Raw genomic sequence first — 24,680 nt, 5'->3', positions numbered from 1 at the left:
TAAACCGAGAAACCAGGCATTGGAATTTTTCCTGGGCAGATAGGGATTCAAGGATGGCTATTAAAAAATGCCTCAAACTGCTCTCAATAAAAGGAAGCGTCGTCTTCCAAAACTTGCTGAAGGTTGAACCCTTGTTCTGCATTATCAATTCTATTCCGGTCTGAAATTGCTTAAGAATCAGTTGCGTGCATACTGTTTTTGACTCCACTATTTCGGCGCTTCTGCTTATTCTCCAAATAGGCTTTTTTTTGTAATTGCAGTCCTATTAGGAAACCTAATGCAGAACACGGGTAAATAAATTGTAAGCAGTCATTGTTTTAGTATTCTCCCAAAGATTCCATAACGGTTTTGAATTTGATTCCCAGGTCATTTATGGCCAATGTATTTGCATAGACTGTTTTTGGTTGATTTCCGGGTTCCTCATGATTGAGCATCCGGGTGATATCAGAGACCGGATAGGTTTCACTTGTCAGCAGGTAATTTTTTCCATGCAAGCCTGTTTTGCTTGCCGCCTGAAAAATCCCCTCTGCAATATCTTCCACATCCACCATCGCAAACTCGATATCATTGTCATAAAATCCCTGAAAGAATGGATCAGGGGCAATCTTATTTTTGAATAGGAATTGAATGCCCGTGGAGGTCGAATCTTCCCTTTTGGACAATGACTTGCCGGTAACCAATACAGGAGATACCGTTACTATTTCAAAATCCAGATGGGGATGCGATGCGATAAACTGTTCCACGGTGCGTTGGGCAAGGAATTTTGCCTGTCCATAGGGATGGCTTTCTTCGCCATAGAAGGGGAGGTCTGATTCATCGAAGGTTTCATCGGGGTTTTTATTTCCTGCCGGAAGAGGGAAATCGGTATTGAAAGCTGCAACTGATGCTATAATGACCACTTTCTTGATTCCGGGAGTTTTCTGAGTGGCATCCAGAAAGTTTTCGGTACCCTTCACGGTCGGATCAAACAATTCAGTTTTGGGATCCTTCACCGCAAGCTGAAAGGGTGTGCCGCCATGAATGACGATTTCACACCCAGTCAAAAATCCTTCGAGTTCTGATTTGTTTTCAACATTCAAAGCGACAAGTTCTAGGTTTTCCGCGTTTGGCAAATGCTTTAAATGTATGTATTTCTCGACCTTGGAAATATCGGTGGTGGACACTTTTACATGATATCCTTCTTTCAAAAATTTCTTGGTGTTGTGGCTTCCAATAAAGCCTGAACCTCCGATGATTCCTACTGTTTTCATTTTTGATTGTTTAGGGTTTTAAAAATCCGCAAGGTTTAGGCTTGCCTTTAAAAATTCCATTGAAGGCTCTATTCATGCATTACATTGCGCTTCCAATTCGATCTCAATCAGAAATTCCGGCAAGGCCAAACCTTTGACCCCGAGCCAGGATCCGGTTGGAAACTGCTGGGGATAGATGGTGTTTCGGTATGCAGTATGTTCTAAAAATGCCGGCATGTCTGTGGTAAAGACATTCTCCACTACCACATCGTCAAAAGCACATCCATAGTACTTTAACACTTTTTCCAGATCGGAATAACAATTTTTCATCTGCTGTAGAAAATCACCAACAGCCATGGGAGCGCCTTCATCATCCATGCTGACCGCACCGGAGACTTTGATATTGTTTCCAATCTTCACGGCATGGCTGTATCCTTAGGCTTTTTCTACCTCAGGTCTGAGATGAAAGTATTCGGGCTTTTCTAAATCCATGGCTGAGGTCATTGCGTTTTGGATTGTTGGGGTCACTTAGAAGGTGCCTTGATTTCATACCCTTGACTTTCCAAAACATTCAACATATCATACCAATACCTCAAAAATGCAATCTTACCGTCCATTATCCTCCCTGCAGTATGATAGGGAACTGTTATCACTTTTCCAGTTGTCTTGTCAGTAATGGTATTGGTACCCCAGGACAAAACCCATTCCCCTTCGTTCCAATTGTTGGTGACTTTGACAGGAAGAAAAAGCTCTCCCGAAAGGCTGTGTTTAAATTTATTGGTACTATTGGTGTAATAGGCTGTATGCTGGGCCTTTGTCAAAGAGTCTAAGCCTCCTCCCAAACCATAGACCATTGCATTTGCAGCAAGTTGAGCATCCATAGTAGCCACATCACCTGACTGAAGGGCCTTGGTATATTTCTTTACGACCTCCAGTGCTGTTTCGGCATTTTGAAATTCCAAGGTCACTGCCATTTCCTGTGCGTTGGAAATGAAAGGTGTCAGCATGAAGACCAAAGCCAAGGCCAAAGTTTTTTTTAAATTTTTCATCGCAGATTAGTTTAAAATAGTGTGAAGGAATTTTTTTAAATCCTCCCTAATTACCTGAAAATCAATAAAAAATAAAAAGGAACATGGACAGATGCACTGATTTACTGTCCCAATGACGGGGAAAAATTTCCGAAGAGCGCACAAAGATTTGGGATTTCTAACAATAGAAATCCAGCTGCTTTTTTCGGTTTGTTTTATTTCGGGGATTTCCGGTGCTTGGTTCCCTGCTCGTAGGCGTAGGTGAGCTTGATCAAAACCGGCTCATCATACATCCTTCCCAAAAACTGTAAGCCTGCAGGAAGATTTCCGGATGTAAATCCCATGGGAATGGTGAAGGCCGGCTGACCGGTATGGGGAGAGACAATCTGGCTGTTGTCCCCTTTGTACTCTTCTTCAAAGAAATCGATCCTGGCAGGTTTGTTATTCCAGGTCGGATAGACCAAAGCATCCAGTTGCAGTTCCTCCATTTTCTTTTCAATGGCTTCCCGGAATGCAATTCTTCTGAGGTCTGTATAGGCATCTCCACAAGGGAGAGCGGGATTTTCCCGACGGAGTGTATTGGTGGAAAGGCGCTCCATCCTACCTTTGGTGTAGGCTGAATGCGTTCCGATGCGCATAATATCTTCCAATGTTTTGATCGTATCCCTCTTTACGTAGGTTTTGAGAAAATCTTCCAGGTCCACGCGAAATGTCGGACACCACTGATCCTGACTGAGCTGTTCAAAATCGGTTATTACTACATTTTCAATGATTTCAGCCCCCAGTTTTTCCATATCGGATAAGGATTTTTCAAATAGGGCATAGATCTCACTGTCAGGATGATCGTCAACCAGGTTTTTCAATACCCCAATTCTGGCACCCTTCAAACCTTCTTTGTCCAAATATTGGGTGTAATTGGAAGGGATTTTCCCTTCAGCGTATCGGGTTATGGGGTCCTTGGGGTCGAAGCCGGTCATGACTTCTAGCATTTTCACTGCATCTTCCACCGTCCTGCACATAGGGCCTACTACGTCATTTCTGAGATAAAGCGGTACGATTCCTTCTCTGCTGACCAATCCCAAAGTGGTCCGGAAACCCACCAAGGCATTGTGTGAAGAGGGGCCCCGGATAGAGTTTCCGGTATCGGTGCCCAAGCCAATTGTCCCGAAATTGGAAGCAATGGAGGCCCCTGTCCCTCCGCTTGAACCGGCCGGAACATGATCCAGATTATAGGGGTTTCTGGTGATTCCGACGGTGGAGCTTTCCGAATGCATGGGACTGAAAGCCCATTCGGCCATATTGGATTTGGCGATGACAATCGCTCCGGCGGCTACCAGTTTTTGGATGATAAAGGCATCTTCCTCCGGATAAAAATCCTGCAAAGCCAAGGACCCTGCAGTAGTAGGTAAACCTTTTGTATTGATATTATCCTTAACGATAAGGGGAATACCGTGTAGTGGACGAAGCGTTTTTGTCTGTTGAAACTCTTCATCCAATGCTTTCGCAATTTGCAATGCTTCGGGATTGATCATGCTGATGGAATTGATTGCCGAGTCCATGTTCTCTATCCTATCCAAATATGCCTGTACCAATTCCTGACTGTTGAATTTCCCACTTTGATACGCTTTATGGATATCTGAGATCGTGAGTTCTGAAAGGTTGATGGATTCCTTTTTTGGAGATTCGCATCCAAAGAAGGGGCTCAGGGTCAAAAGCCAAATGGCAATTTTTTTGGTGAAATTCATAGCTGAAACGAATAGATTCATTTAATACATTTGAATTTAAAACTAATCCTGGAAAAACAAGTCGATTTTGCTTTGTAAACCATCCAATTGATGCGTCCTTTTGCTAAAGTGGATGCTGGAAAGAAAAGCCCTTCCCAAGTCGCCAACCAGATACTGTTCAAATTCAGGTTTATCCTCCAAGCGGCAGTCAGGCTTTTACGTTTTCCACTCCAATATCTATTCAGATTTCATTCCATTTCAAGGAACCCTAGGCTTGATGACTTTCATGGTTTGAATGGGTTTCGTCAAGGGTACGTTGGTTGTTTTAATTTCACCTTTTCGAAGAATAGGAACTGGGGGCCAAAACTTAGGTATTGGTTTTAGGAGCAGGGAATGACGTCAATCAATACCCAACGGCTGCGCCATCCTTACTGGCTGAATCAGCCGCCCCCACATACACCTTCAGCCTTGGATCGTAGGTGATGCCCATCAAAACGCCCAAATTGTTTACGGCCCTTAGTTGATGTCCCATTTTTTCAAGGGCTTCCCGGGTATCCGGGGACAGGAGGTGTCTTTCATACCTGATTTCGTCAGGCAGCCATTGGTGGTGGATCTTCATGGCCTCGATGGCTTTGTCGATTCTCATGTCGAATTCCAATACATTCAGCACGGTTTGAAAAACGGTATTGATAATCGTCCTTCCTCCCGGGCTTCCGATGATGAGGTAGGGTTTATCGTCTTTTGCCACGATGGTGGGTGTCATACTGGATAACATTCTTTTCTCAGGTGCAATCAGGTTTGGATTGGAGCCAATGAGTCCTTCCCTGTTGGTAAGGCCTGCGACAGGATTAAAATCCCCCATTTCATTGTTGAAGATAAAACCCAGTTTGGAGGAACCCATTTTTACCCCATAAGAGTGCTCCAGCGTGTAGGTCATGGAGACTGCATTCCCGTCCTTGTCCACGACCGAAAAATGCGTTGTGCTGCTGCCGTCATAGAGTTGTCCATACAGGGATGAATCGCTCAAAGATGCTTTGGACAAGTCGATATTGTCAAATCGCATTTTGGCAAATTCTTTAGAGATAAGTTTGTCAACAGGGATGTCAGGGTTGAAATCGGGGTCTCCCAAATGTTCGGCCCGGTCAGCAAAAGCCCTTCTCATCGCTTCCGCTACCAAATGCACATACGCCGTGGAATTGAATTCAATCTTTTTGAGGTCGGCCAATTCCATCAGGTTCATCATTTCAATCAAGGCCACACCGCCTGAACTTGGTGGAGGCATGGTGTAAATGTCAAAGTTCTTGTACCTGCTTTTTAAGGGTTCGCGTTTTATGGCGGTATATTTCTCGAGGTCTTCCTTGGTGATGATTCCTCCATTGGCTTTCATGTAGGCTTCGATTTCCTCCGCAACTTCTCCTTTGTAGAAACCATCCTGACCTTTGTCACGGATTAGAGAAAGCGTTTTGCCCAATGCAGGCTGCTTCCAGATTTCTCCGGGTTGCACAACAGCGCCTTCCCCGTTCCGAAAGTAGTTTTTCATAAACTCAAATGAATCATCCAATTCGGACATCCTCAAGGCCACCTGGTACAAACCCCAAGTCATCGGAAATCCATTCTCTGCAAGGGCAACTGCCGGTTGGACCAATTCGGCCCATGGCAAACTCCCGTACTCTTGATGCGCAAGATACAATCCGGCAACAGTTCCGGGTACCCCAACCGCTTTGATGGTTTCATGGTTGGAACCCACGATCAGGTTTCCATAGACATCCTGAAACAAGTCAGGAGTTGCGCCCAAAGGTGCTTTTTCCCTAAAATCAAAAGTAGTGACCTTCCCATCCGATTTCATCAAAACAATAAACCCGCCCCCTCCGATATTTCCTGCCTCGGGGTGTGTCACAGCCAAGGCAAATGCAGTCGCAATACTCGCATCGATGGCATTCCCGCCTTTTTTCAAAATGTCAATCCCCACTTCAGAGGCCAGGACGTTGTCCGAGACCACCATGCCGTTTTTGCCGTAGGTTTGGGCCTCGAGGGGGGAGTGAAAGAGGAAGTGCGAGACAACACCTATGAATAAAATTATTAGGGATTTAGATTTCTTCATTTTGTTTTTTTAAATAATGTAATGGCTTCCATTTCATTTGCCTCCTTGCTCAAAGCATGTTCTCCATAATACCAAGGTGAATATGATTTGGATATGACCTTAAACCCGTTTTATGCATTCCGAACTCAGTTCAATAGTATAATTAACTGATTTTTAGTTAGTTGATGATCATTTTTGACTTCACTCCATTGGTGTCAGGAATTAGTCTCCCATTAGTCTGATCTTCTTGCAGTTTCGATCTCATTTGGAAACCTGCTGCATATTTCCATCTAACTTAATCAAGTTAGCTGCTTTACGTTACTTTTTCGATGGCTTAGAATTCGGCTTAAAACTACGTAATTCTATAATAGCATTGAAGCCGTCTTCCTATTCCTTGGTTAACACTTTTTGATCGGGGAGTGAATTTCTCAACAAAGCTATGCGTTCATCGCAATTGTCTCAATCAGGTATTTATTTACCAAAATGAACCCAAAAAGACTACTCTATTTCAATAATTCTCTTTTCTTTCCTTTTCAATCTTCTCAATATTGATAAACGGACTCCTGATGAGATACCAAAAAGTCTGCTTCTTTGGTTCATCAAACTCTACCAATCCAAGCTTGACTTCTTCGGCAGGTTTGTATTTGAATGTGCCGAAAATTCTGTCCCAAAGGATAAATATGTCGGCAAAATTGGAGTCCGTATAATATTGATCCTGGTGGATCTTGTGCAGGTTGGGTGTAGTGAAAACCAATCCTATGGTTTTGTCCAACCATGAAGGGAAGGAGAGATTGGAGTGCTCGATGACCAGAAAAGGAGTTGCCACCAAAAAATACATCCCTATGGTCAATAAATCGAATCCGAAAATAGCCGACATCAATATTGGAGCACTTCCAAACCAGAACAGTACCTCAATAGGGTGAGAGCGGAAATAGCTGGAAGAGTCCATCGTCGTATCACTGTGGTGAACTCGATGAAATCGCCAAATAAGTGGAACGAGATGGGAAATCCTGTGAAACCAATAGGTAGCCAAATCCAGGAGCATCACGCCCAAGATTAACTTCAACCAAACTGGGATTTCAATCAGAAAAAACAATCCGATTTCTTTTTGATTGAGCCATTCTATGCAGAAGACAAAGGCGATTGCCCAAAATATATTTCCAATCAGGAATACAATTTGGAACAGGAAGCTGTTCCAAAAATGCTTTCCTCTGTCCGTGAAGGAAAATTGAGTACTGAGGAGATGTTCCAAGGTGAAAAATACGGCTATCAACCCGATTGCGATGTAATTGAGGTCGATGCTGAGGAGGTATTCAATGGCTTTCATCATGTTATTTTAATTGAATTCCGATATCTTTTTCAGTTAAACTTTTATCCAATAACAACACCGTATGCAGCATCACATTGGCCCCATTGGCCATTTCTTTGGGTGATGAATATTCTTTGGGATTGTGGCTGATGCCGTCCTTGCTCGGGATAAACACCAAACCAATTGGGCCCAAAGCTGCCATTTCCTGCACATCATGTCCGGCACCACTCTGCATTTTGATATTGGAAATGCCAAGAGCATTGGCCGCTTCCATCATTTTATCCTGCATTTCCTGACTGGCAAAGGTTGGGGTAGTACCGAGGTTCAGGTTTTCAAATTGAATTTGGGTATTGGTTTCTTTGGCGATCTGTTCCGCACGCCTTTCAATATCAACAAACATTTTCATGATCTTTTCTGCCGATAGGTCCCGCATTTGTAGGCTCATTTCTACTTTTCCGGGAATTACATTGGGTGCACCAGAGGGCACAGATATCTTACCCACACTGCCGACTTGGGCACCTTCATAGCTGTTGACCACTTCATTGACTGCCAGCACCAATCTGGAAGCTGCGATCAGTGCATCCTGTCGGTCATTCATGGGCGTGCTTCCGGCATGATTGGCCATTCCTACTATCGTAATGTCCCAATCCTCAATGCCTACTATTCCTTCCACAATAGCCACATCGATGCCTTGGCTTTCCAAGACCTTGCTTTGTTCAATATGAATCTCCAGAAAAGCAGTTAAATCGCCTTTTTTTCGGACCACTTCATCCAATCTTTTCGGATCGCCACCGATGGCCCGGATTCCTTCTTCAAGGGTTAGGCCACTGGCACTTCTTTGGGACAAAGCGGCTTTGTTTATATTTCCGGTCAGCGCCCTGCTTCCAACCAATCCCCCTTCTTCATTTTGGAAAATAATGACTTCGAGGGGATGATTCGTAATGATCTTATTTTCATTGAGGACTTCGATGATTTCCAATGCGGTGATGGAACCATAGGCTCCGTCATAATTTCCACCGTTCGGTACCATGTCTATATGAGAACCAAAAGCAATGGGTTTTTTGGAGGGATCTTTACCGGCTCTTTTTCCAATGATATTGCCTGCATAATCAACATGCACCTCCAAGCCTGCTTTTCGCATCAGATCCATAAAGTAAGCCCTGCCTTCAATATCCCCCTGGCTGTAAGCAACCCGAAAAGGTTCTCCTTTCTCATTCTTGCCAAAGGCTGCCAGTTCAAAAATCCTCTTCTCGATGCGTTGTTCATTGACTTTGATGGGGTCAGTCGAGAAGCTGACCTGGGCCATAACGGAAAGGCTAAACAGCAAAAAGGAGATTGAAAGGATTAGTGATTTCATATTTCTTGATATTTCGTTAAAACTGATGTGTGCAAATGAATTATTGATCTTTAAATCTAATTTGGATGAATTTTGTCATTAAAAATCAATAGGTCAAAAACATTTCCTGAATTTTATCCTTGTCCTGTGTGATGGTTAAGGCAAGCATCAGAAGTATTCTTGCTTTTTGGGGATTAAGGTCATCAGATGCAATAGTTCCATTTTTTGCATCTTCAAAATCCCCAATATATACGCTGTGAACTTTTCCTGAAACTACTCTTGAGGACCGGACTACCATTATATTTTTCTTGGTTGCATTTTGCGCAGATTCTAAAATAGCTTTGCTGAAACTTCCTCCCCCTGTACCAGCTATTATAATTCCCGGGGTATTGGCATTGATTAGAGCGTCAATAGCAATATTGGACGCATCTGCATACGCATATACTATTTCTACTTTAGGTAAAGAATCAATTTTACTGATATCAAATGGCATAAAATCCGAATTCCTTTTATGGGATTGGATATTGAAAGTAACTTTGCCATCATATACTTCTCCTATCGGACCAATATTGGGAGATGCAAATGCATTGGTACTAGTAGTATTTATCTTGACCACATTTTTGGCACTATAAATTTTTTCATTAAAGGACACCATAATGCCCTTTTCTTTGCTATTGGGATCAATGGCCACGACAATCGCATCATATAAATTTTTGGACCCATCACTGCTTAATGCGGTCGCCGGCCGCATCGAGCCTGTTAAAACCACCGGCTTGTCCGAATTTACGGTAAGGCTTAGAAAATAGGCTGTTTCTTCCTGTGTATCTGTGCCGTGTGTAATGACAATACCGTCCGCTTCATTGTTGGCAAATATTTCATTGATACGTCTCGCTAGTTTGAGCCATATATCCACGGTCATATAATTACTTCCTATAGCGGATATTTGCTCTCCCTGAACAGTTGTTTTTTGAGTGATGGAAGGGATATTCTTCAGTAATTCTTCTATTGGGATTTTGCCAGAGATGTAACCTGCTTGATCAGTATTAGGCTGTTCTCCTGCGATAGTACCACCTGTTGAAAGTATAATCACACGTGGTAAATTTTGTGATTTGGCACAATTAATTAAGCTGAAGCAAAAAAGGATCAATAACAATTTTTTCATCTGTATTTTTTTTCATGATTGAAATAGAGGCAATTCTGAAATAATTGCCGTAGGCTTTTAATTTGATTTGCAACCAAATCAAAAATAACTCAACCACCATTTATCCTTATTGCCCATTTTATACCTATCAAACTTTTTGCAAATAGGATACAGCAATAAGATCACCGATATCCAAACCAAATACACTACCCAAAGCGGAAATCCATACCCCGGAAGTGGATTTTCAATTATTCCCCAAGCCGCCATAACCATATTTTTTTCCCAGCTATAGCCTGTCATTGCCGCCAAACCAATGGCGATCAAATGGATAAGGTAAATGTGGATGATATAGAAAAAGAAAGGAACCCTACCAAAGGTACAGATGAAATCTACCGCTTTGCCTTTCCATTTTTCGGAGTTGGCCAAAAGCAGCAATGTCCCGCCTAAGGTCATCAACAGAAATAAGAGGGAGGGCGGGTACTTAGTAGGATTCAGGAAGGACACAAGGTTTTTGGAAAATGATCCAAATTGTTCGAAAGCGATGGGATCGCCATATACATTGCTTCCCCTCAAAATCACAAACAAGACAATTGCCGAAATCCCGATAAAGTTGAATGTTTCCCTTCTTTTAACAGGATCTACAGAACGATCATAAAAAGAGCCAAGGCAATAGCCCAAGGACATCACTGCCACCCAAGGGATAATGGGATAACCGACCACCAACATCAAACTGTCGGATAAGTTGAAAATATTAAGTTGATGAAATAAAGCCCATACTATGGACTCGTCCAAACTGATGGTATCAAGAAGGTTATGCCCAAAAATCAGGATAAGGCTGAAAACCAGGAGGATGTTTCGTGGGAGATACACCAATCCCGCCAAAGCGATCATGCTGATTCCCAAAGACCAAATCACCTGTAAGAGTAGAGTACCATAACTGAAATCAAAAAGCCAACCAAAATTTACAAGGGTCAACTCAATAATTACCAACCAAATTCCCCTTTTTAAAAGAAATCCTGACAATTCATTTTTAGGTTTTCTCTTTCCTACCATAAAGGCAGACATACCTGCCAATAAACTAAAAGCCGGGGCACAGAAGTGGGTGACCCATCGGGTAAAGAAGATCGCCAAAGTCGTCTGAGTCGGATCAGCAGGATCAAACAAAAAAGCCTGAGCATGCACATAATCCCGCGTATGGTCCAGCGCCATGATGATCATGGCCAGCCCTTTGACTAAATCAAGGGAGGAGATTCTATTGTTGGAAATGGGAATTGATGTCATCAGGGTTTTTGAAAAATTTTATGATCTGAAAAAAATAGATTTTCCCTGGTTAAAAATTTAAAGGATATTGACAGTGACCATGCGGTCATCGTCCAATTGTTGGTTAAAATCATACTTGTTTTTTTTCTAAATATTAGATTGTCTAAAATTAAATTCGCTCTTATTTTTTAAACATCAACTCACCCGGATCATAATCCTGTGGTTCCAAGCTTGAAAGGTAGAGGTATAGCGCTTCCAAATCCTCATCTGTCATTCTGGAAAAAGGGCCCCAGTGCATTTGGGAGATGTTGATAATTCTTCCCTGACGAAAACGTGCTTTCCATTCCTCCACTGTTTTGAATTTCGATAGGGCACTGTTGGGATGTGGGGTGATATTGGGAGTACGCGTCCATATTTCAGGATCTCCTCCTACAGCCAAGGCAAATTCAGGCCAAGGCTCAAATTCCATCCCGCCACCATATTCCGGCCCTATGGCTTCAAAAGTCATGGGATCCCTTGCGGTATGACAACCCACACAATTGGCCACATACCGGGAAAGGTATTTGCCCCGCTCAATGGTCGCTGCCATTGGAGGAGCTTTGGGGTAGGGTTTGGGATTTTCTATCGGCTGAAAGGAAGAAGCCATCACCCGCACAGCCTTGCCCATAAAGGTCCAATCATTATCGGGAACCACATTATTGACTGGAGCCAAGGTTCTCAAATAGGAGACCACTGCGATCAGGTCTTCATCGGCCATGTCCCAAAAAGGCATGAGGACGGATAAAGTTGCCGTTCCATCAGGCTTCACTGCATGGCGCATCATTCTGAAGATTTCCGCATCGGAGTATCTTCCAATCCCTGTGCTTGGGTCGGGTGTCAGATTTCTCGGATAAATGGTGCCTATAGGTCCCAAGGGGAATGATGCCCCGCCTTTTAAGGGGATGTTTTCTCCGGCATCAGCTGCTATCATTTCCGCAACACTGCCCACATGACAATTGGAACAATGTGCAGGGCCATGAACGAGATACTTACCTCTTTCAATTACTTCCGGGTCATTACTGACCTGAAGATTGGGATAGGGATAATCATATTTTTTATCCCAGTTCAGTTGAACAAAAATCACCAATCCCCCTACCGCTACAATTAGCAGGATGAATACGCTTAAAATAATTTTCTTCACCATTTTGCTATCTCGTTTGTGGTTGTACAAATGGAGTCAAAATCGCATTTAAAATCAGAATCAATCTATAAAAAAAACATGTTAAAAAGTATATTATAATTGCTGTTATGATAAAAACAAAATTATATATTAAAATGAAAAAAATTCAGTGATTTTAAAGGTGTTTATTCATGCTGAATCGATTTTTGGCTTTCCTTTATTTTTTAAACTTGGTTCATCCTAGGTATTTTTGTCACCTCTAGTTTTTCAATACGATTCGGAAACGGGCTTTTCCGGATTCCAGATGTTCTATGGCTTCATTCACCTTTGACATGGGGAATTCTTCTGTAATCGGATAAATGTCGTGCCGTACGCAGAATTCCAACATGGTTCGTGTCAAGGCCGGGCTTCCGAGGGGACTTCCGGCAACTGATTTTTCTCCTGTAAGCAATGTAAATGCAGGAATAGCCATTGGCTCCAAGACTGCACCGACATTGTGGAATTTTCCTTTGGGAGCCAATGCAACCAAATAGGAATTCCAATCCAGGGTAACATTGGCCGTGTTCAGAATAAAGTTCAGACTCCCTGCGATTTTGGCCAATTCTTCGGGATTGGTGGAATCAATAACCTGCGTGGCTCCCATTTCCATAATAGACTTCTTTTTGTCAGGATTGGAGCTAAAAGCAATGACTTCACAACCCCATTTGTTTAGGAATTTGAGTGCCATATGACCCAAGCCTCCGATGCCAATGACGCCGACTTTGTCTGTGGCTTTGACTCCGGCCAAAATGATGGGATTGAATACGGTGATTCCCCCGCAGAGTAGAGGGCCTGCCTTGTCCAAATCGATACCTTCCGGCAGTGGAATTGCCCAGGACCAATGGCTTCGAACATAGTCTGCAAAGCCACCATGTCTGCCACCAATGGTATACTCGGCAGCGGAGCAGAGATGATGGGCGCCATCCATACACTCATGGCAGGACATGCAAGATCCGGAGAACCATCCCACACCGACTTTGTCCCCGACTTTAATGTTTTTGACGGCATTGCCTGCTGCGATAACCTCACCAATGATCTCATGTCCAGGAACAATGGGGTAGGCAGTCATTCCCCAATCATTGTTCATCATGCTGAGATCTGAGTGGCAGATTCCGCAGTTGATCACCCGGATATCGACTTGTTCAGGTCCCAGCTCTCCCATTTCATAGGAAAAGGACTGTAATTTTTGTTGTGGGCCTTTGGCCGAAAATGCTGATACTTTCATGTTTTTCCTGCGGTTATGGTGTGGCAAACTGTTGTCGATTATTGAAAATCAAACTTTAGGAATTGGATTCAAAAGAATGCTTCGCTTTCCATTAGTTCATTAAAGCCTCGTGCAGTTTTTTGGTATCCACGTACTGTTGAAAAGCCAACACTTTACCGTCTTTCAGTGTCCAGAAATGTGCTACTTGAGCATTGTAACTGTTCCCGTTTTTGTGTTTGGCATCATAGCGCAAAGTGGCCAACACTTTATCATTGAGCATCTCGTGCAGTTCGATATCCTCCAAATTAAAATACTCATGGTCCTGCATTATCCGGCCAAAAACGCCATTCAATACCGCTTCTGGTCCTATATAAGGGTTGCCATCGGCATAGGTGTTTCCTTCTGCTTCATTCCAAACTATTTTGGAATCCATACTGCCAAGAACTGTCGGGATATCACCGGCAGCAAATGCTTTGTAAAGTCCATCTATGATAGACATGTTCTTGTTTTCCATTTTAATGTTCTTTTAAGGGTTTATATGTGAGTTTTTTGTTTGTTAATTTCTTGCTAGTGCTACTTGTGCCGCTTCCTGAGCTTGCCTTATATCAGCTATCTTTCTTGAATATTTCCTTCCATTCAGAAACTTCCCGATAAATGTCCCTCTCACCAGGTAATGATAGCTTACATAACATATCACTCCTGTACTGATCAAGACAAACAAAAATTTCAATGTGGCTGGTATGGGCCAATCCACGATAAGACTTGGGATAAATGCAGTGAATGGTAAATGAATTAAATAAACCCAATAGGATGAATCCGATATATAGCGCATTCTCGCGGAGTGATTGCTCCCATATCTAATAAACAGGCCTGTGATTCCGAAAATAAATAACCATAACATAATGGATTTCAAAATAATTTTAGCTTCAAGACCAAAAGATGCATTCATAAAAAACAATATTGAAAACAAGATGATACCCAAAATGGTATTCATCCAATCATACTTTTTAAATGTATCCAAAAGGTGTTTGGATTTGAATAAAATCCAACCTACGGTATAAAAGACAAAATAATAGAGGAAAGTGTTAAAGTCAGGTATGAATGAAGTCGAAGTGTTTACTTGCGAAGTACCCATGATAAAATACACAATTGCTGAAATTCCAGCAAATACCAGGATCCGTAATATGGGTTTTTGAATCGCCCAGTTAAAAACTTTCGAAATTGTACCCGTTGCCACAGGGATTCTTTTAGCTACCAGCGCTAAGACCACTACGAAAAATGTAATCATCGCCAGATAGTATAAAAACCATAAATGAAATGTTCTCGGTGGAACAAAAGTATTCCAATCTGAAAAACGGGAAATTACTATTGTCAAGGCATCGGGATTTCCACTAAATACTAATCCGGAATACCTAAAGGCAAAAAATATAGTAGGCCAAAGTAAGAGCACAAATACAATAAAAGGAAGAACGATTCTATCCACCCTGTTTTTCACCATTTTCATGGGAGTTCTTTCATAAAATAGCATAGCACCAAAAAAGCCGGAAACAACAAAAAATATTTGCATCCTAAAAGCATGAATGAAATCAACGATAAAATCATTTGAGAGATGAGTTGAGTTAGGATCTTTTAATGGCCAAGCAGCACCATAATCTGTAATGGCATAAGTAATTGTTGAATGTATGACTAAACCCAATAGCATCATGATGGCCCTCAATGAGTCAAGTGAGTGCAAGCGTTCGGTTTTATGCGCTTCTATTTTCATTTCGTCTATTCATTAAGTGAAATTTTTGGTCATGTTATCTTCTAGAAATTATTCATGGCTTACATGCACCTCCAATTCGATTTCTATCAAAAATTCCGGCAAGGCCAGACCTTTGACTTCCAGCCAAGACCCTGTTGGGAAATGCTTGGTATAGATGGTGTTTCTGTAGCCGGCATGTTCCAAAAAGGCAGGCATATCCGTGGTAAAAACATTCTCTACCACTACATCGTCAAAGCTGCATCCATAGTGTTTCAGCACTTGGTCCAGATCGGAATAACAGTTTTTCATCTGTTGGAGAAAGTCACCCACCGCTGTGGGACCTCCTTCATCATCCATGCTGACCGCGCCGGAAACTTTGATGCTGTTTCCAATCTTCACGGCATGGCTGTATCCGTAGGCTTTTTCCACTTCAGGTCTTAGGCTGAAATATTCGGGTTTTTCTGTTTGGGTTGGTTTGGTAGGATTCATTTTCTATTTGTTTAATCCATTTTTGAAAAATGAGGGGTGACCCTTAGAAAACCTCCTGCTTCTTGATTTTAATTTTCTTTTGGGTCGCTATTGCCGAGGGCACTTATGCAGACATTTTTGCCAGCACGCTTTTGGCAGTAGCAGTTTTAATAAATAATTTCCATAGACATGGTTATCGGTTCCAATACCGTGTGCTTGTCTTTGATTCCCTGATTTTTAGGATCATTGATGATGGAGCCTAACAATTCCAGATCGGTCACCTCGATGACCAACACGACCGAATTGGGGTCGTCCATATCCTGAAAAGCCTTATAACTTGTTATTGCCGGAGCAAAAAGGTCCAAGCGATCCTGATGACCCGCAATCCAAGCCTTTGCATCCCCGACTTTGTGTCTCGTTACTACTGTTGCCATGATGTTGATATTTAAATGGTTGTGCCTGCCTTTATAGGGTTAGGGTTCCCTCAAAACTTGTTCGTGTTATAAAAGAAAAGCTACCTTTTAATTTTATGGGTTAAAACCCAGTAGGGACAAAGCAGCTGTATTTCTGTCCCAAGGCATGGTTTTATTTTCCCAAGGAAAAAATGATCAATTGGTCACCCTTCTCTGTTCTTCTTGGGAGCCTACTTTTCTGTCCCTGGTTCCCTTGATTTTGCTGTTTCCAAACTTATAGGTGTAGGTGGCCATAAATACTCTTTTTTCAAACTTGAACCTGCCAGAAAATTCCAATTCAGCACCCTCAAATGACCTCCATCGCAATTGACTGGTTTCAAAAATATCATTGCAGGAAACCCGCAATATTCCGGATTTTTCAAAGTCTTTTTGGATGCCCAGGTTCACAAAGCCCCTTGAAAGCCAATTGAAATAGCCGTTGATAGTAGGCGAAATATAATACCCCATCAACTCAATGGTGTATTTTTTGGGAAGGGTAAAAGTATTGGTAAGCACCACTTGAATCCCTTTTTGGTCAACTTCATAAACCTCTCCATTCAGATCTGAATTGACTCTTTGATAATTTGCCGTGAAATTGTTTTGGGTTTCCCACCAGGAAGTTATTTTTAAGGGAAAAGCGACCATCATGGAAACGGTCTTCCTTTGGTCAAGATTTTCCGTTCTAAGGAATACGGTATTGGTCTCTTCATCAAGAGAAGGCTGAAAGGAAGCGATTACATTCTTATCGGTGCTGTACTGCACAAAGAAGATCATACTCTTGTAGGAATAATCTGTTTTGAAAGTGTTGGTATAGGTCGGTAGTATATTTTCATTTCCGGCGAAAAAGGTAAAAGGGTCAGAAAAAAACACAAAAGGTGCCATCTGATTGAAAGTAGGGCGGGTAATCCTGCGGCCGTATGACACCTGAACCAAGTTGTCGGCATTGATTTTTCTGGATAAAAATGCCGTTGGAAAGAAATCCCCGTAATTCCTGTCAACGATTTTCTCTCCGGAAACAGTGGTCAGGTTGGTTTTTGTGTTCTCGTACCTTAGCCCTGCATTTAAGGTGGTTTTTTCATCTAATTCAATTTTTGCTGTGGAAAAAGCTGCCAATATATCTTCATTGAGGAGGGCATCATTTGTGAATTTTGAATCAATCAACCAATCTGATCCAAATTTCTCTTCGAAGACCACGGTATTGGTGAATTTTGAAAAAGTAGCCCTGACACCTGATTCCACAGCTACTGATTTCCCAATTTTCATAGAATGGTTCATGTCTGCTACCCAAAGGTCAATGGGAGTGTCTTTGGTTATCCTGAATTCCTCCGAACCGATCAAATCATTGGATTCATTGTAATTCATGATGGTGTACCAGGAGGGGTTGGAATTTTTATAGGTCAGGTAATCCACGTTGGTACTGAGGACCTGCCCGTTTTTAAAAGTATGTTGAAGATTGATATTGCCCATGATATGGCTCCATTTATTGACTTCTACCGTTGTCATCGTGACAAGGGTATCCGGGGAGATGGAATAATTGGAATTGGTAATAGTTGGTGCTGTCATATCCCAACGGTTATTATAGCCACTGAGCAAACCACTGATTATGGTATTGGTTGTTAATTTATAATCAAATCCCGCCTGGTAATTGATGGATTTTCTGGTGGAAAACCGGTCTGTGTAAGTATCAATTCCAATGTTTTCAAATCCATTGTTGTTGCCTCTAAAGGCTTCCCATTCAGCCTCCTGATCTACATAAGTCGAGGACAAAATCCCAAACCAACTGAATTTGGGACCCTGATGGTTGAGGCTGAAGCTCATATTGCCATTATATCCCGATCCATAGCCCTGGCCTATGGTCAGGATACCATTGGTGCCTATCATCGCATTGTCTTTTTTCATCACGATATTGATGAAACCCGCATCACCGTCCGCATCATAGTTGGCTGGGGGGACTGTGATAATTTCTATCTTTTCGACGTCACTCGAGTTCAGACCTGCCAGCATCTGATAGGCGGCCTCCATCGGCATCCTGAACCTATGTCCGTTCATCAGGATAACCACCCCGTTTTTCCCCAAAACAGAGAGGGAATTACTCTGCCTGTTGACCATGACTCCGGGAGACCTGTCCAGTACATCTATGACCGACAAGCCGGCAGCGGAAATACTGTTGGCTACATTGACTACCATTTTCCCCTGCACCAGCTCAAAAAAGGGCCGGGTTGCAGTTACAGTCACTTCCTCGAGATTGGTGTCTTCCTGAACCAAAATGATTGTTGCCAGATTATTCTTTTCTGTTCCCAAAAAACTGAACACCGGTGAATGGGTTTTGGCATATCCCAGGATATGTACTTCCACATAATATTCTCCTTTAGGTATTTCTGTAAAAATATAGCTTCCGGATTCATCGGAAACAACCCCCTTCACCATAGCGGAATCAGGCTTATTCCAAAGCAACACATTGGCAAATGACATCTCTTTGGCTTGTGAATCATGAACCTTCCCCTGAATAATTCCCTGGGAAAAGGCCGTGGAAATCAACAAGAAAAATAGAACGGGCAAAAGTAATTTCTTCATGGCATGGTTTAGGTAAAATTTAAAAATCTATAACTCTCAAATAGAAATATCCTGATAATCAGATTGAAATAATCATGAGCAAGGACGAAAGGATGGTTTTTCTGTCCGACTACTGGAATTTATTTTTCCAATGAAAAATAGAAAGTGGGGATATTCAAGTCATCTCTAAAATCCTAAGCCAAACAAGGAATTGAATAGGAATGTCTATTTATAATGTAAGGGAAAAAATTAAAATGCCTAAATAAAATACAAGCCTAAAAAGGTTGAGTTTTGGGACTTGGTTGTGCAGCAACTTGCTTTTCAAACCGAATCGGAAAAAGGCCTGCCCGTCTTTCAGGGACAGGATTTGGGCAGGTCAAAACTTATATGATTTTCAATATTAAATTAAGCTATGTTCGCTTTTTTAAAAAGTAAAGAAACAACTGTCCCATTGTTATTTTCATAAGTCAATTCCCCATCCAATTGCCTTGTCAAAAGCGCAATGAGCTGCGTACCAAAACCTGTGCCTTTTGAAGGTTGATCGGCGACTTTCCCAATCCCATCATCAGTGACGATAAGTTTTAGTTCAACTTCCTTTTTTTCCTCTTCATTGGCAATGGAGCTTAAACTGATTTTTATCGTTCCCGAATCTTTTCCTTCAAATGCATATTTTACCGAATTTGTAATTAATTCATTGGTAATCAATCCAATAGAAATTGCCGTATCTACATCAAGTATTAATTTCGACATATTACACTCCACTTTGATTTTACCACTGGCATTGAAGGAATCTAAAATATTTTCTCCCAAATTGATAAAATAATCCCGCATTTCGATGGAGGCCAAATTCTCACCTTGATAGAGTTTTTGGTGAATAATTCCCATGGAGTGAACCCGGTTTTGGCTGGAAAGCATGGCTGCCTGCACCGAAGGGTCTTGTATCTGTGAGGATTGTAATTCCAATAAACTCGAAACGATTTCCAGGTTATTTTTCACCCGGTGATGAATTTCCTTCAAAAGCAATTCATATTCTGCATTGCGTTTATCAAGCAAATCATTTTTATGGGCTAATTCTTCATTCAGTACTTCCAGTTTCTGATTACTCTTTTGTTTCAGTCTGTAATTCCGGTATAAAAGTCCAAGCATAAAAGTGCCAAGGAACAAGACCACTATGTAAATGTATTGTTGTTGTTTTTTTACGGCAAGCGCTTTCTCTTGTTGGACTAGATTCAACTGCAATTCACTTTCACGAAGGCTTCTTTCGTTTCTTTCTACTTCGATAATATTGTCAGCTTCAGAATACTCAATGTAGTGTTCAAGTGCTTTTTTGAAGTCGCCCATTTGCTCATAAACACTATATAATTTGCTGATAAAATAGGCTGTATTTGATTTTGTGTTGATTTCAATAGACGAATTCTTGGCTTTTTGATAATAGTCAATTGCATCATCATACCTGCCTTCTTCCTTGGCAATGTCACCCAAACTGGAATGTGCAAATTGATATACATCTATCGTAGTCAGGTTATATTCCTCCAATAGTCGTATGGTTTTTAACAGATATGATTGTGCTTCGTCAGATTTATTTCTTTTAATCAGGTTATTACCCATCGAATAATAATACCAAGTGTGATGAAATGGATTGGTGATTTGGGGTAAAAGCTCTTTCAGTCGATTCATATAATAATCTGTCGAATCGGGATTTGAATTTTCGAAATGGTAAGACAATAGTTTGTATGCAATGACAAGGCTTTCATACTTTTCAGGATAATCTGATTTTTGATAGCCGATCATACTCTCCTTCAAGTATTGAATGCCTATTTCTTCTTCTTCTGCCAAGCCATATTGGTAATAAAACCTACCCTTATCTTTTAAAATTTTTAGCTGAATCTCCGGTCGTTTATCATCTTTGAGCAAATCCAATGCTTTTACAAAAAGTTCTAGCCCAGGTTTTGGTTCTCCCCTAATTATTTTTATCAGAGCCCAATTGATCAACAAATTATAACCCAAAATATTATCTTTTTGGTCGTCGGGAATTTTTTCATAATAAGACCAGCCGATAGGAGCGAGAGAATCCACCACTATAAAGTTATGGGACCGATTGGCCCTATCGGTAATATCCCTATACAAATTTGCCAAACGTTCATATTGAATGGGCCTACTATTATGGAGTAAGGCAGCAGCGGTATCAAGGTAAAAAACGGTACTGTCACGGTTAAAATGTGGCATTTCCCGAAACCACAATGCCTTCTCCCGATAAGTTTCACTCAAATCAGCAACTTGCTCAGGTGAAAGATTTTGAGCAAAAGTTGTGGTAAATAAGAAAAAAAGAAAGAAAAAAAAGGAGATTTTCATTAGAGTTTATGATGTTATCCGCTTCATGTATCAAAGAAATTAATGTTGGATTTACTTTCCCTTAACCGGGAATTTGATAAGCTCCATAGTAAACTTTTCAAGGATTTTTATAAGTTCCCAAAACTCTAGCATTTGGCCATTTCTTAAAGATGTACAAAATTTTGAATTTTTTATAACCAAAACATTTCCAGTTAAAAAAAACAGGAGAATTTGAGACATCCGGAAATGCTGTTCAAGAACTATTACCTGGTGGGCAACAGGTTTAATTTTATGAACTTTAAGGAGTAAAAGTGGGAAAACCATCTATCTATAAATTAATCTTTATAGGGATTATTTAATTGACACCATAGAAGAACGAAGGGATTGTTTTACCCTTTGAATACTTAAATTTATTTCTTGAATGAAAACCAGCTAGTCCATCTGAATTTCTTTTAAGCCACCGGCACGCTGACCAATTTCCCTGTCTCTTTCCTAAACGCTGGCTTTTTCCGGTAACTCAAACTTCTCCAAACCCACTCCATAGGGCCAAAATGGAAATACTTTAACCAGATTGGACTGGCAATCAGCTGGAAAATCCAGATAGAGAAAACCACATACAATAATTCGAAGCGTTCCAATCGACCAAAGAGGCCAAAGCCAACTCCGGTGAAAACAAACATACAGATCACAGAATGCATCAGGTAATTGGTCAGCGCCATTTTGCCGACTGCAGCAAGAGATGTTTTCAGCCATCCAAAGATGGGGGTTTTGCAAAAAAGCATGATCAATCCTACATGTCCCATGGCCACAAAAATTCTTCCCCAGTAGTAAGTAATATTGGACTGACTAAATGAAAGGGTGGAAAAATTAGCATCTAAAATCAGTTGCATCTCATAATAGTTGATTGCAATTCCAATGGGATAACCAATTCCCACCATCAGCCAATAAGGAAAGGAAGGTTTTTCGCCTGAGAGCAGTCCCCATCTAAAAAGTGCTATGCCGATCAACATCATACTCAATACGTCCCAAAGTCCTCCTCTATATGGGCCATTGACATTGAAATCGTACATGATGGGAGCGAGGTGCTTGACTACCGAAAAATATCCCTTCTGCATTTCCTTCATATATTCCCCAGTGGCTTCCGGTGAATTTTTAGCTTCTCTTTTATCCCATGAATCCTTGGCTTCTGTTAATTCCTTTGAAAGTTCCTGACCTGAAACAAGGGACATCTCAGCTTGTTGAACCTTGCCGAACCATTCATGGTCTGTTCGGTAGTCATTATAATTCCATGCTGTTCCAATACTGAAAAGTAGTACTGCAGTAAATATTAGATTCCTTGGTGCCATATTCCGAAAGGAATAAACCAAAAATCCCATCAATGCATACTCGTAAAGAATCTCTCCTAGCCAAAGCAGTAAATACCCATGAATCAATCCAAAAACCAGCAGCCAAGTAATCCTGCGAAAATAGATATCAGAAGCCTTGATTCCAGCATCCTTTTTCAAAAGTCTATCCAGAAATATAAACATACCTACTCCAAAAAGCATAGAGAACAATGCCCGCATAGTTCCTTCAAAAAAAAGGTTGGTTACCATCCAAGTATAGAGATTCAAACCTGTATCCCCTCCTAAGACAGAAGGGTTGTTGTAACCAAAAGCTAAGCCAAATCCATTGATGTTCATCAACAAGATGCCGCAAAGGACTATTCCTCTCATGACATCTAATGAGATGATGCGTTCTGTACTTTGAATAGAGGTGAGGGAAGTGCTGGTTGTTATATTCATATGTTTGCCTGATTATTCCGGTTTTGGACTACTCTGATTTTAAAGGTTCTATTTCTACCTAAGAAGGAGGGGGGATTTGCAAATACCCCCTCAAAAAAAAGAATTTGGAATTCCCCTGAAAAATCAATTTTCCTTGGTACTGCTGTAGCCGATATCCCTGATACAAAGCCATTTTCCATCTCTTTTTTCCCAGATTGCCATATAATTTCCGGTGGAAATAACTTTTCCCGAGGCATCCATACGCGTAGATTTCCCGACTTCTGTGACCAATTTGTCGTCTCCAAAGACGTCCAACACCTCATAGGAAACTGTTTGCCCCGCTGGTCTGCTGGCAAATCCGGATTCCATTTCCTTCACAATTGCGGCTTTGCCAACTGCCATTGGACTGTTGGCGGACATACTCACGGCATCATTCGCCAAGAAGGCCCCTAAAGAATTTGCATCTTTTGCATTGTCAGCAGCGGACCATGCCTTTTCTATCGCCTGTATTTCTGCTTTGATTGCGGCCATATCGGGCTTGGATTCTGTGACCACGGCAACTGATGTGGATTCTTTTTCAGCCGTGGGTTCGCTGCAGCCAAAACTGAATAGTGAAAATCCTAAACATGCAATTAAGAATCGGAATGAATTTTTCATCGTGTTTTCCTGTTTTTTATTGCCTACTCTGATCGGTTTTCGGCTTCGCCGTCAAAAAAAAGCATAAGGGCGTTTGATCAACTCAACTAAATCTCTTATGGAGAAACCCTTACGCTTGATCAATCTTTTTTATGCATTTCCAACGCTATTCGAACCTGAAGTGGATTCCTAGTCAGTCCGTTATTTGTGTTTGTTGACTTCCCCAAATCGGTGATTTGCATTGCTCTCCAAACAGCCGGGTTTTCTTGCATTTTCAAGCCCCAATAGGAAACCCAATGCATCACACGGATTTCCTATTGTTTTGCCATCAGTTTGCCTTGGAGTGGCTCATTCCTTACCGGTATGGCTGATATCCTTCATAAGTTTGTAGGTTGAATAGTCACTTTCTTTTACTGAGCTTCTATAAACTTGCTGCATTTCATCCCTTTTCTCCTTTCCAACCGACGCTTCTATAATGGCCCAGACACTCTTGTGGCTATCCATAGCTGCATAATTTTTAAATGGAGTCACCACATGGTAGTTGGGTGTTCCGGGTCCGGCGGTTTGCCAGGAGTACCAATAATGTTGAAGGGAACCTTCCGCTTTAGCCACCAGGGCTTCCACCTCTTTGATAAGCGCAAAAAATTTGTGTCCGTTTTCCATATTCAGGTAAAACCTGTTGACACCGATGACTTCATCTTCCATGGCTACATTGGCACTTACCTCAGGAAGAAACCGGGTCACTTGATTGTTGGATTTTTCAATATGCTGATTGATCATCTGTCTTGCCAGGTTTGCACATTTGTTCCCGCTATCATCAGTAAGATCCATATCTCCCCAATTGGCCATGTCTGAGGCCAATACATAGACACTGCCTTCTCCTTGATCTTTCCGCCAGACTCTCCACTTCCATTCACCTTTGTTTTCAAGGTAGCAGTTCTTCCAGGCTTTGATCCCTTCCTGAAATTGCAGGTCGTGCCCGGGGATGATGGTTAACTCGGTTACATTCATCAAATGTCCCTTCGGGGCATCTTGGGCATGGGTTTCCTGAATTGTCACAAATAAAAGCAGAAAGCTAAAAAGCCCTTTCGATAACATTATCATTTTTGATTTCATGATTTTTTGGATTTGTTTGATTTGAATTTGCCTTGGATTTTCAAATTAAAAAAAGCGTTCGGGATGAATCCTGTGGTTTTCTGTCCGAAGCTGGGATTATACTTACCG

20 protein-coding genes are annotated in these 24,680 nt (G+C 41.5%); all 20 read right to left on the bottom strand.

Annotated features, from left to right (window positions below; genetic code table 11):
• Positions 1 to 317: 317 nt before the first annotated feature.
• Positions 318 to 1,250 (bottom strand): NAD-dependent epimerase/dehydratase family protein, encoded by a 933-nt coding sequence (locus Q7J63_RS13460; protein WP_304886856.1) that lies wholly within the window; start codon positions 1,248 to 1,250, stop codon positions 318 to 320.
• 72 nt (positions 1,251 to 1,322) lie between these two features.
• Positions 1,323 to 1,649 (bottom strand): RidA family protein, encoded by a 327-nt coding sequence (locus tag Q7J63_RS13455; protein WP_304886854.1) that lies wholly within the window; start codon positions 1,647 to 1,649, stop codon positions 1,323 to 1,325.
• Between the two features lie 104 nt (positions 1,650 to 1,753).
• Positions 1,754 to 2,278, bottom strand: a complete 525-nt coding sequence (locus tag Q7J63_RS13450; protein ID WP_304886852.1) for a nuclear transport factor 2 family protein — start codon at positions 2,276 to 2,278, stop codon at positions 1,754 to 1,756.
• A 194-nt stretch (positions 2,279 to 2,472) separates the two neighbouring features.
• Complete coding sequence (locus Q7J63_RS13445; RefSeq protein ID WP_304886851.1) at positions 2,473 to 4,023, bottom strand: amidase; 1,551 nt, start codon at positions 4,021 to 4,023, stop codon at positions 2,473 to 2,475.
• A gap of 361 nt (positions 4,024 to 4,384) precedes the next feature.
• A complete protein-coding gene (gene ggt, locus Q7J63_RS13440) occupies positions 4,385 to 6,082 on the bottom strand; it encodes a gamma-glutamyltransferase (RefSeq protein WP_304886849.1) in 1,698 nt (565 codons plus the stop codon).
• Positions 6,083 to 6,569: 487 nt separating this feature from the next.
• Positions 6,570 to 7,391 carry a sterol desaturase family protein gene (locus Q7J63_RS13435; RefSeq protein WP_304886847.1) on the bottom strand — a complete coding sequence of 274 codons (822 nt, stop codon included), beginning with the start codon at positions 7,389 to 7,391 and terminating at the stop codon, positions 6,570 to 6,572.
• 1 nt (position 7,392) lies between these two features.
• Entirely contained in the window at positions 7,393 to 8,727 is a 1,335-nt protein-coding gene (locus Q7J63_RS13430) for a M20 family metallo-hydrolase (RefSeq protein ID WP_304886845.1), read from the bottom strand.
• Between the two features lie 85 nt (positions 8,728 to 8,812).
• Entirely contained in the window at positions 8,813 to 9,868 is a 1,056-nt protein-coding gene (locus Q7J63_RS13425; RefSeq protein WP_026333720.1) for an asparaginase, read from the bottom strand.
• A gap of 78 nt (positions 9,869 to 9,946) precedes the next feature.
• Positions 9,947 to 11,128 (bottom strand): DUF1624 domain-containing protein, encoded by a 1,182-nt coding sequence (locus Q7J63_RS13420; protein WP_304886841.1) that lies wholly within the window; start codon positions 11,126 to 11,128, stop codon positions 9,947 to 9,949.
• 160 nt (positions 11,129 to 11,288) lie between these two features.
• On the bottom strand, positions 11,289 to 12,290 hold the full coding sequence (locus tag Q7J63_RS13415) for a c-type cytochrome (RefSeq protein WP_304886840.1): 1,002 nt from the start codon (positions 12,288 to 12,290) through the stop codon (positions 11,289 to 11,291).
• A 235-nt stretch (positions 12,291 to 12,525) separates the two neighbouring features.
• Positions 12,526 to 13,530: an NAD(P)-dependent alcohol dehydrogenase gene (locus Q7J63_RS13410; RefSeq protein WP_019598582.1), complete on the bottom strand. Its 1,005-nt coding sequence runs from the start codon at positions 13,528 to 13,530 to the stop codon at positions 12,526 to 12,528.
• A 91-nt stretch (positions 13,531 to 13,621) separates the two neighbouring features.
• Complete coding sequence (locus tag Q7J63_RS13405) at positions 13,622 to 14,023, bottom strand: nuclear transport factor 2 family protein (protein ID WP_304886837.1); 402 nt, start codon at positions 14,021 to 14,023, stop codon at positions 13,622 to 13,624.
• 42 nt (positions 14,024 to 14,065) lie between these two features.
• Entirely contained in the window at positions 14,066 to 15,274 is a 1,209-nt protein-coding gene (locus Q7J63_RS13400) for an acyltransferase family protein (RefSeq protein ID WP_304886835.1), read from the bottom strand.
• Between the two features lie 48 nt (positions 15,275 to 15,322).
• Positions 15,323 to 15,742 carry a RidA family protein gene (locus Q7J63_RS13395; protein ID WP_304886833.1) on the bottom strand — a complete coding sequence of 140 codons (420 nt, stop codon included), beginning with the start codon at positions 15,740 to 15,742 and terminating at the stop codon, positions 15,323 to 15,325.
• Positions 15,743 to 15,888: 146 nt separating this feature from the next.
• The gene (locus tag Q7J63_RS13390) at positions 15,889 to 16,155 is read right to left on the bottom strand and encodes a hypothetical protein (RefSeq protein WP_019598578.1); all 267 of its coding nucleotides are present in this window, start codon (positions 16,153 to 16,155) and stop codon (positions 15,889 to 15,891) included.
• A 174-nt stretch (positions 16,156 to 16,329) separates the two neighbouring features.
• Positions 16,330 to 18,747: a TonB-dependent receptor family protein gene (locus Q7J63_RS13385; protein WP_304886830.1), complete on the bottom strand. Its 2,418-nt coding sequence runs from the start codon at positions 18,745 to 18,747 to the stop codon at positions 16,330 to 16,332.
• Between the two features lie 384 nt (positions 18,748 to 19,131).
• Positions 19,132 to 21,078, bottom strand: a complete 1,947-nt coding sequence (locus Q7J63_RS13380) for a sensor histidine kinase (protein ID WP_304886829.1) — start codon at positions 21,076 to 21,078, stop codon at positions 19,132 to 19,134.
• A gap of 431 nt (positions 21,079 to 21,509) precedes the next feature.
• On the bottom strand, positions 21,510 to 22,841 hold the full coding sequence (locus tag Q7J63_RS13375; RefSeq protein WP_304886828.1) for a DUF418 domain-containing protein: 1,332 nt from the start codon (positions 22,839 to 22,841) through the stop codon (positions 21,510 to 21,512).
• 123 nt (positions 22,842 to 22,964) lie between these two features.
• Complete coding sequence (locus Q7J63_RS13370; RefSeq protein WP_304886827.1) at positions 22,965 to 23,477, bottom strand: nuclear transport factor 2 family protein; 513 nt, start codon at positions 23,475 to 23,477, stop codon at positions 22,965 to 22,967.
• Positions 23,478 to 23,804: 327 nt separating this feature from the next.
• Complete coding sequence (locus Q7J63_RS13365; RefSeq protein ID WP_304886825.1) at positions 23,805 to 24,560, bottom strand: hypothetical protein; 756 nt, start codon at positions 24,558 to 24,560, stop codon at positions 23,805 to 23,807.
• Positions 24,561 to 24,680: the final 120 nt, after the last annotated feature.

This window comes from Rhodonellum sp., from assembly GCF_030656585.1.
GTDB lineage: Bacteria > Bacteroidota > Bacteroidia > Cytophagales > Cyclobacteriaceae > Rhodonellum > Rhodonellum psychrophilum.
This window is presented reverse-complemented; position numbering and strand designations above follow the sequence as displayed.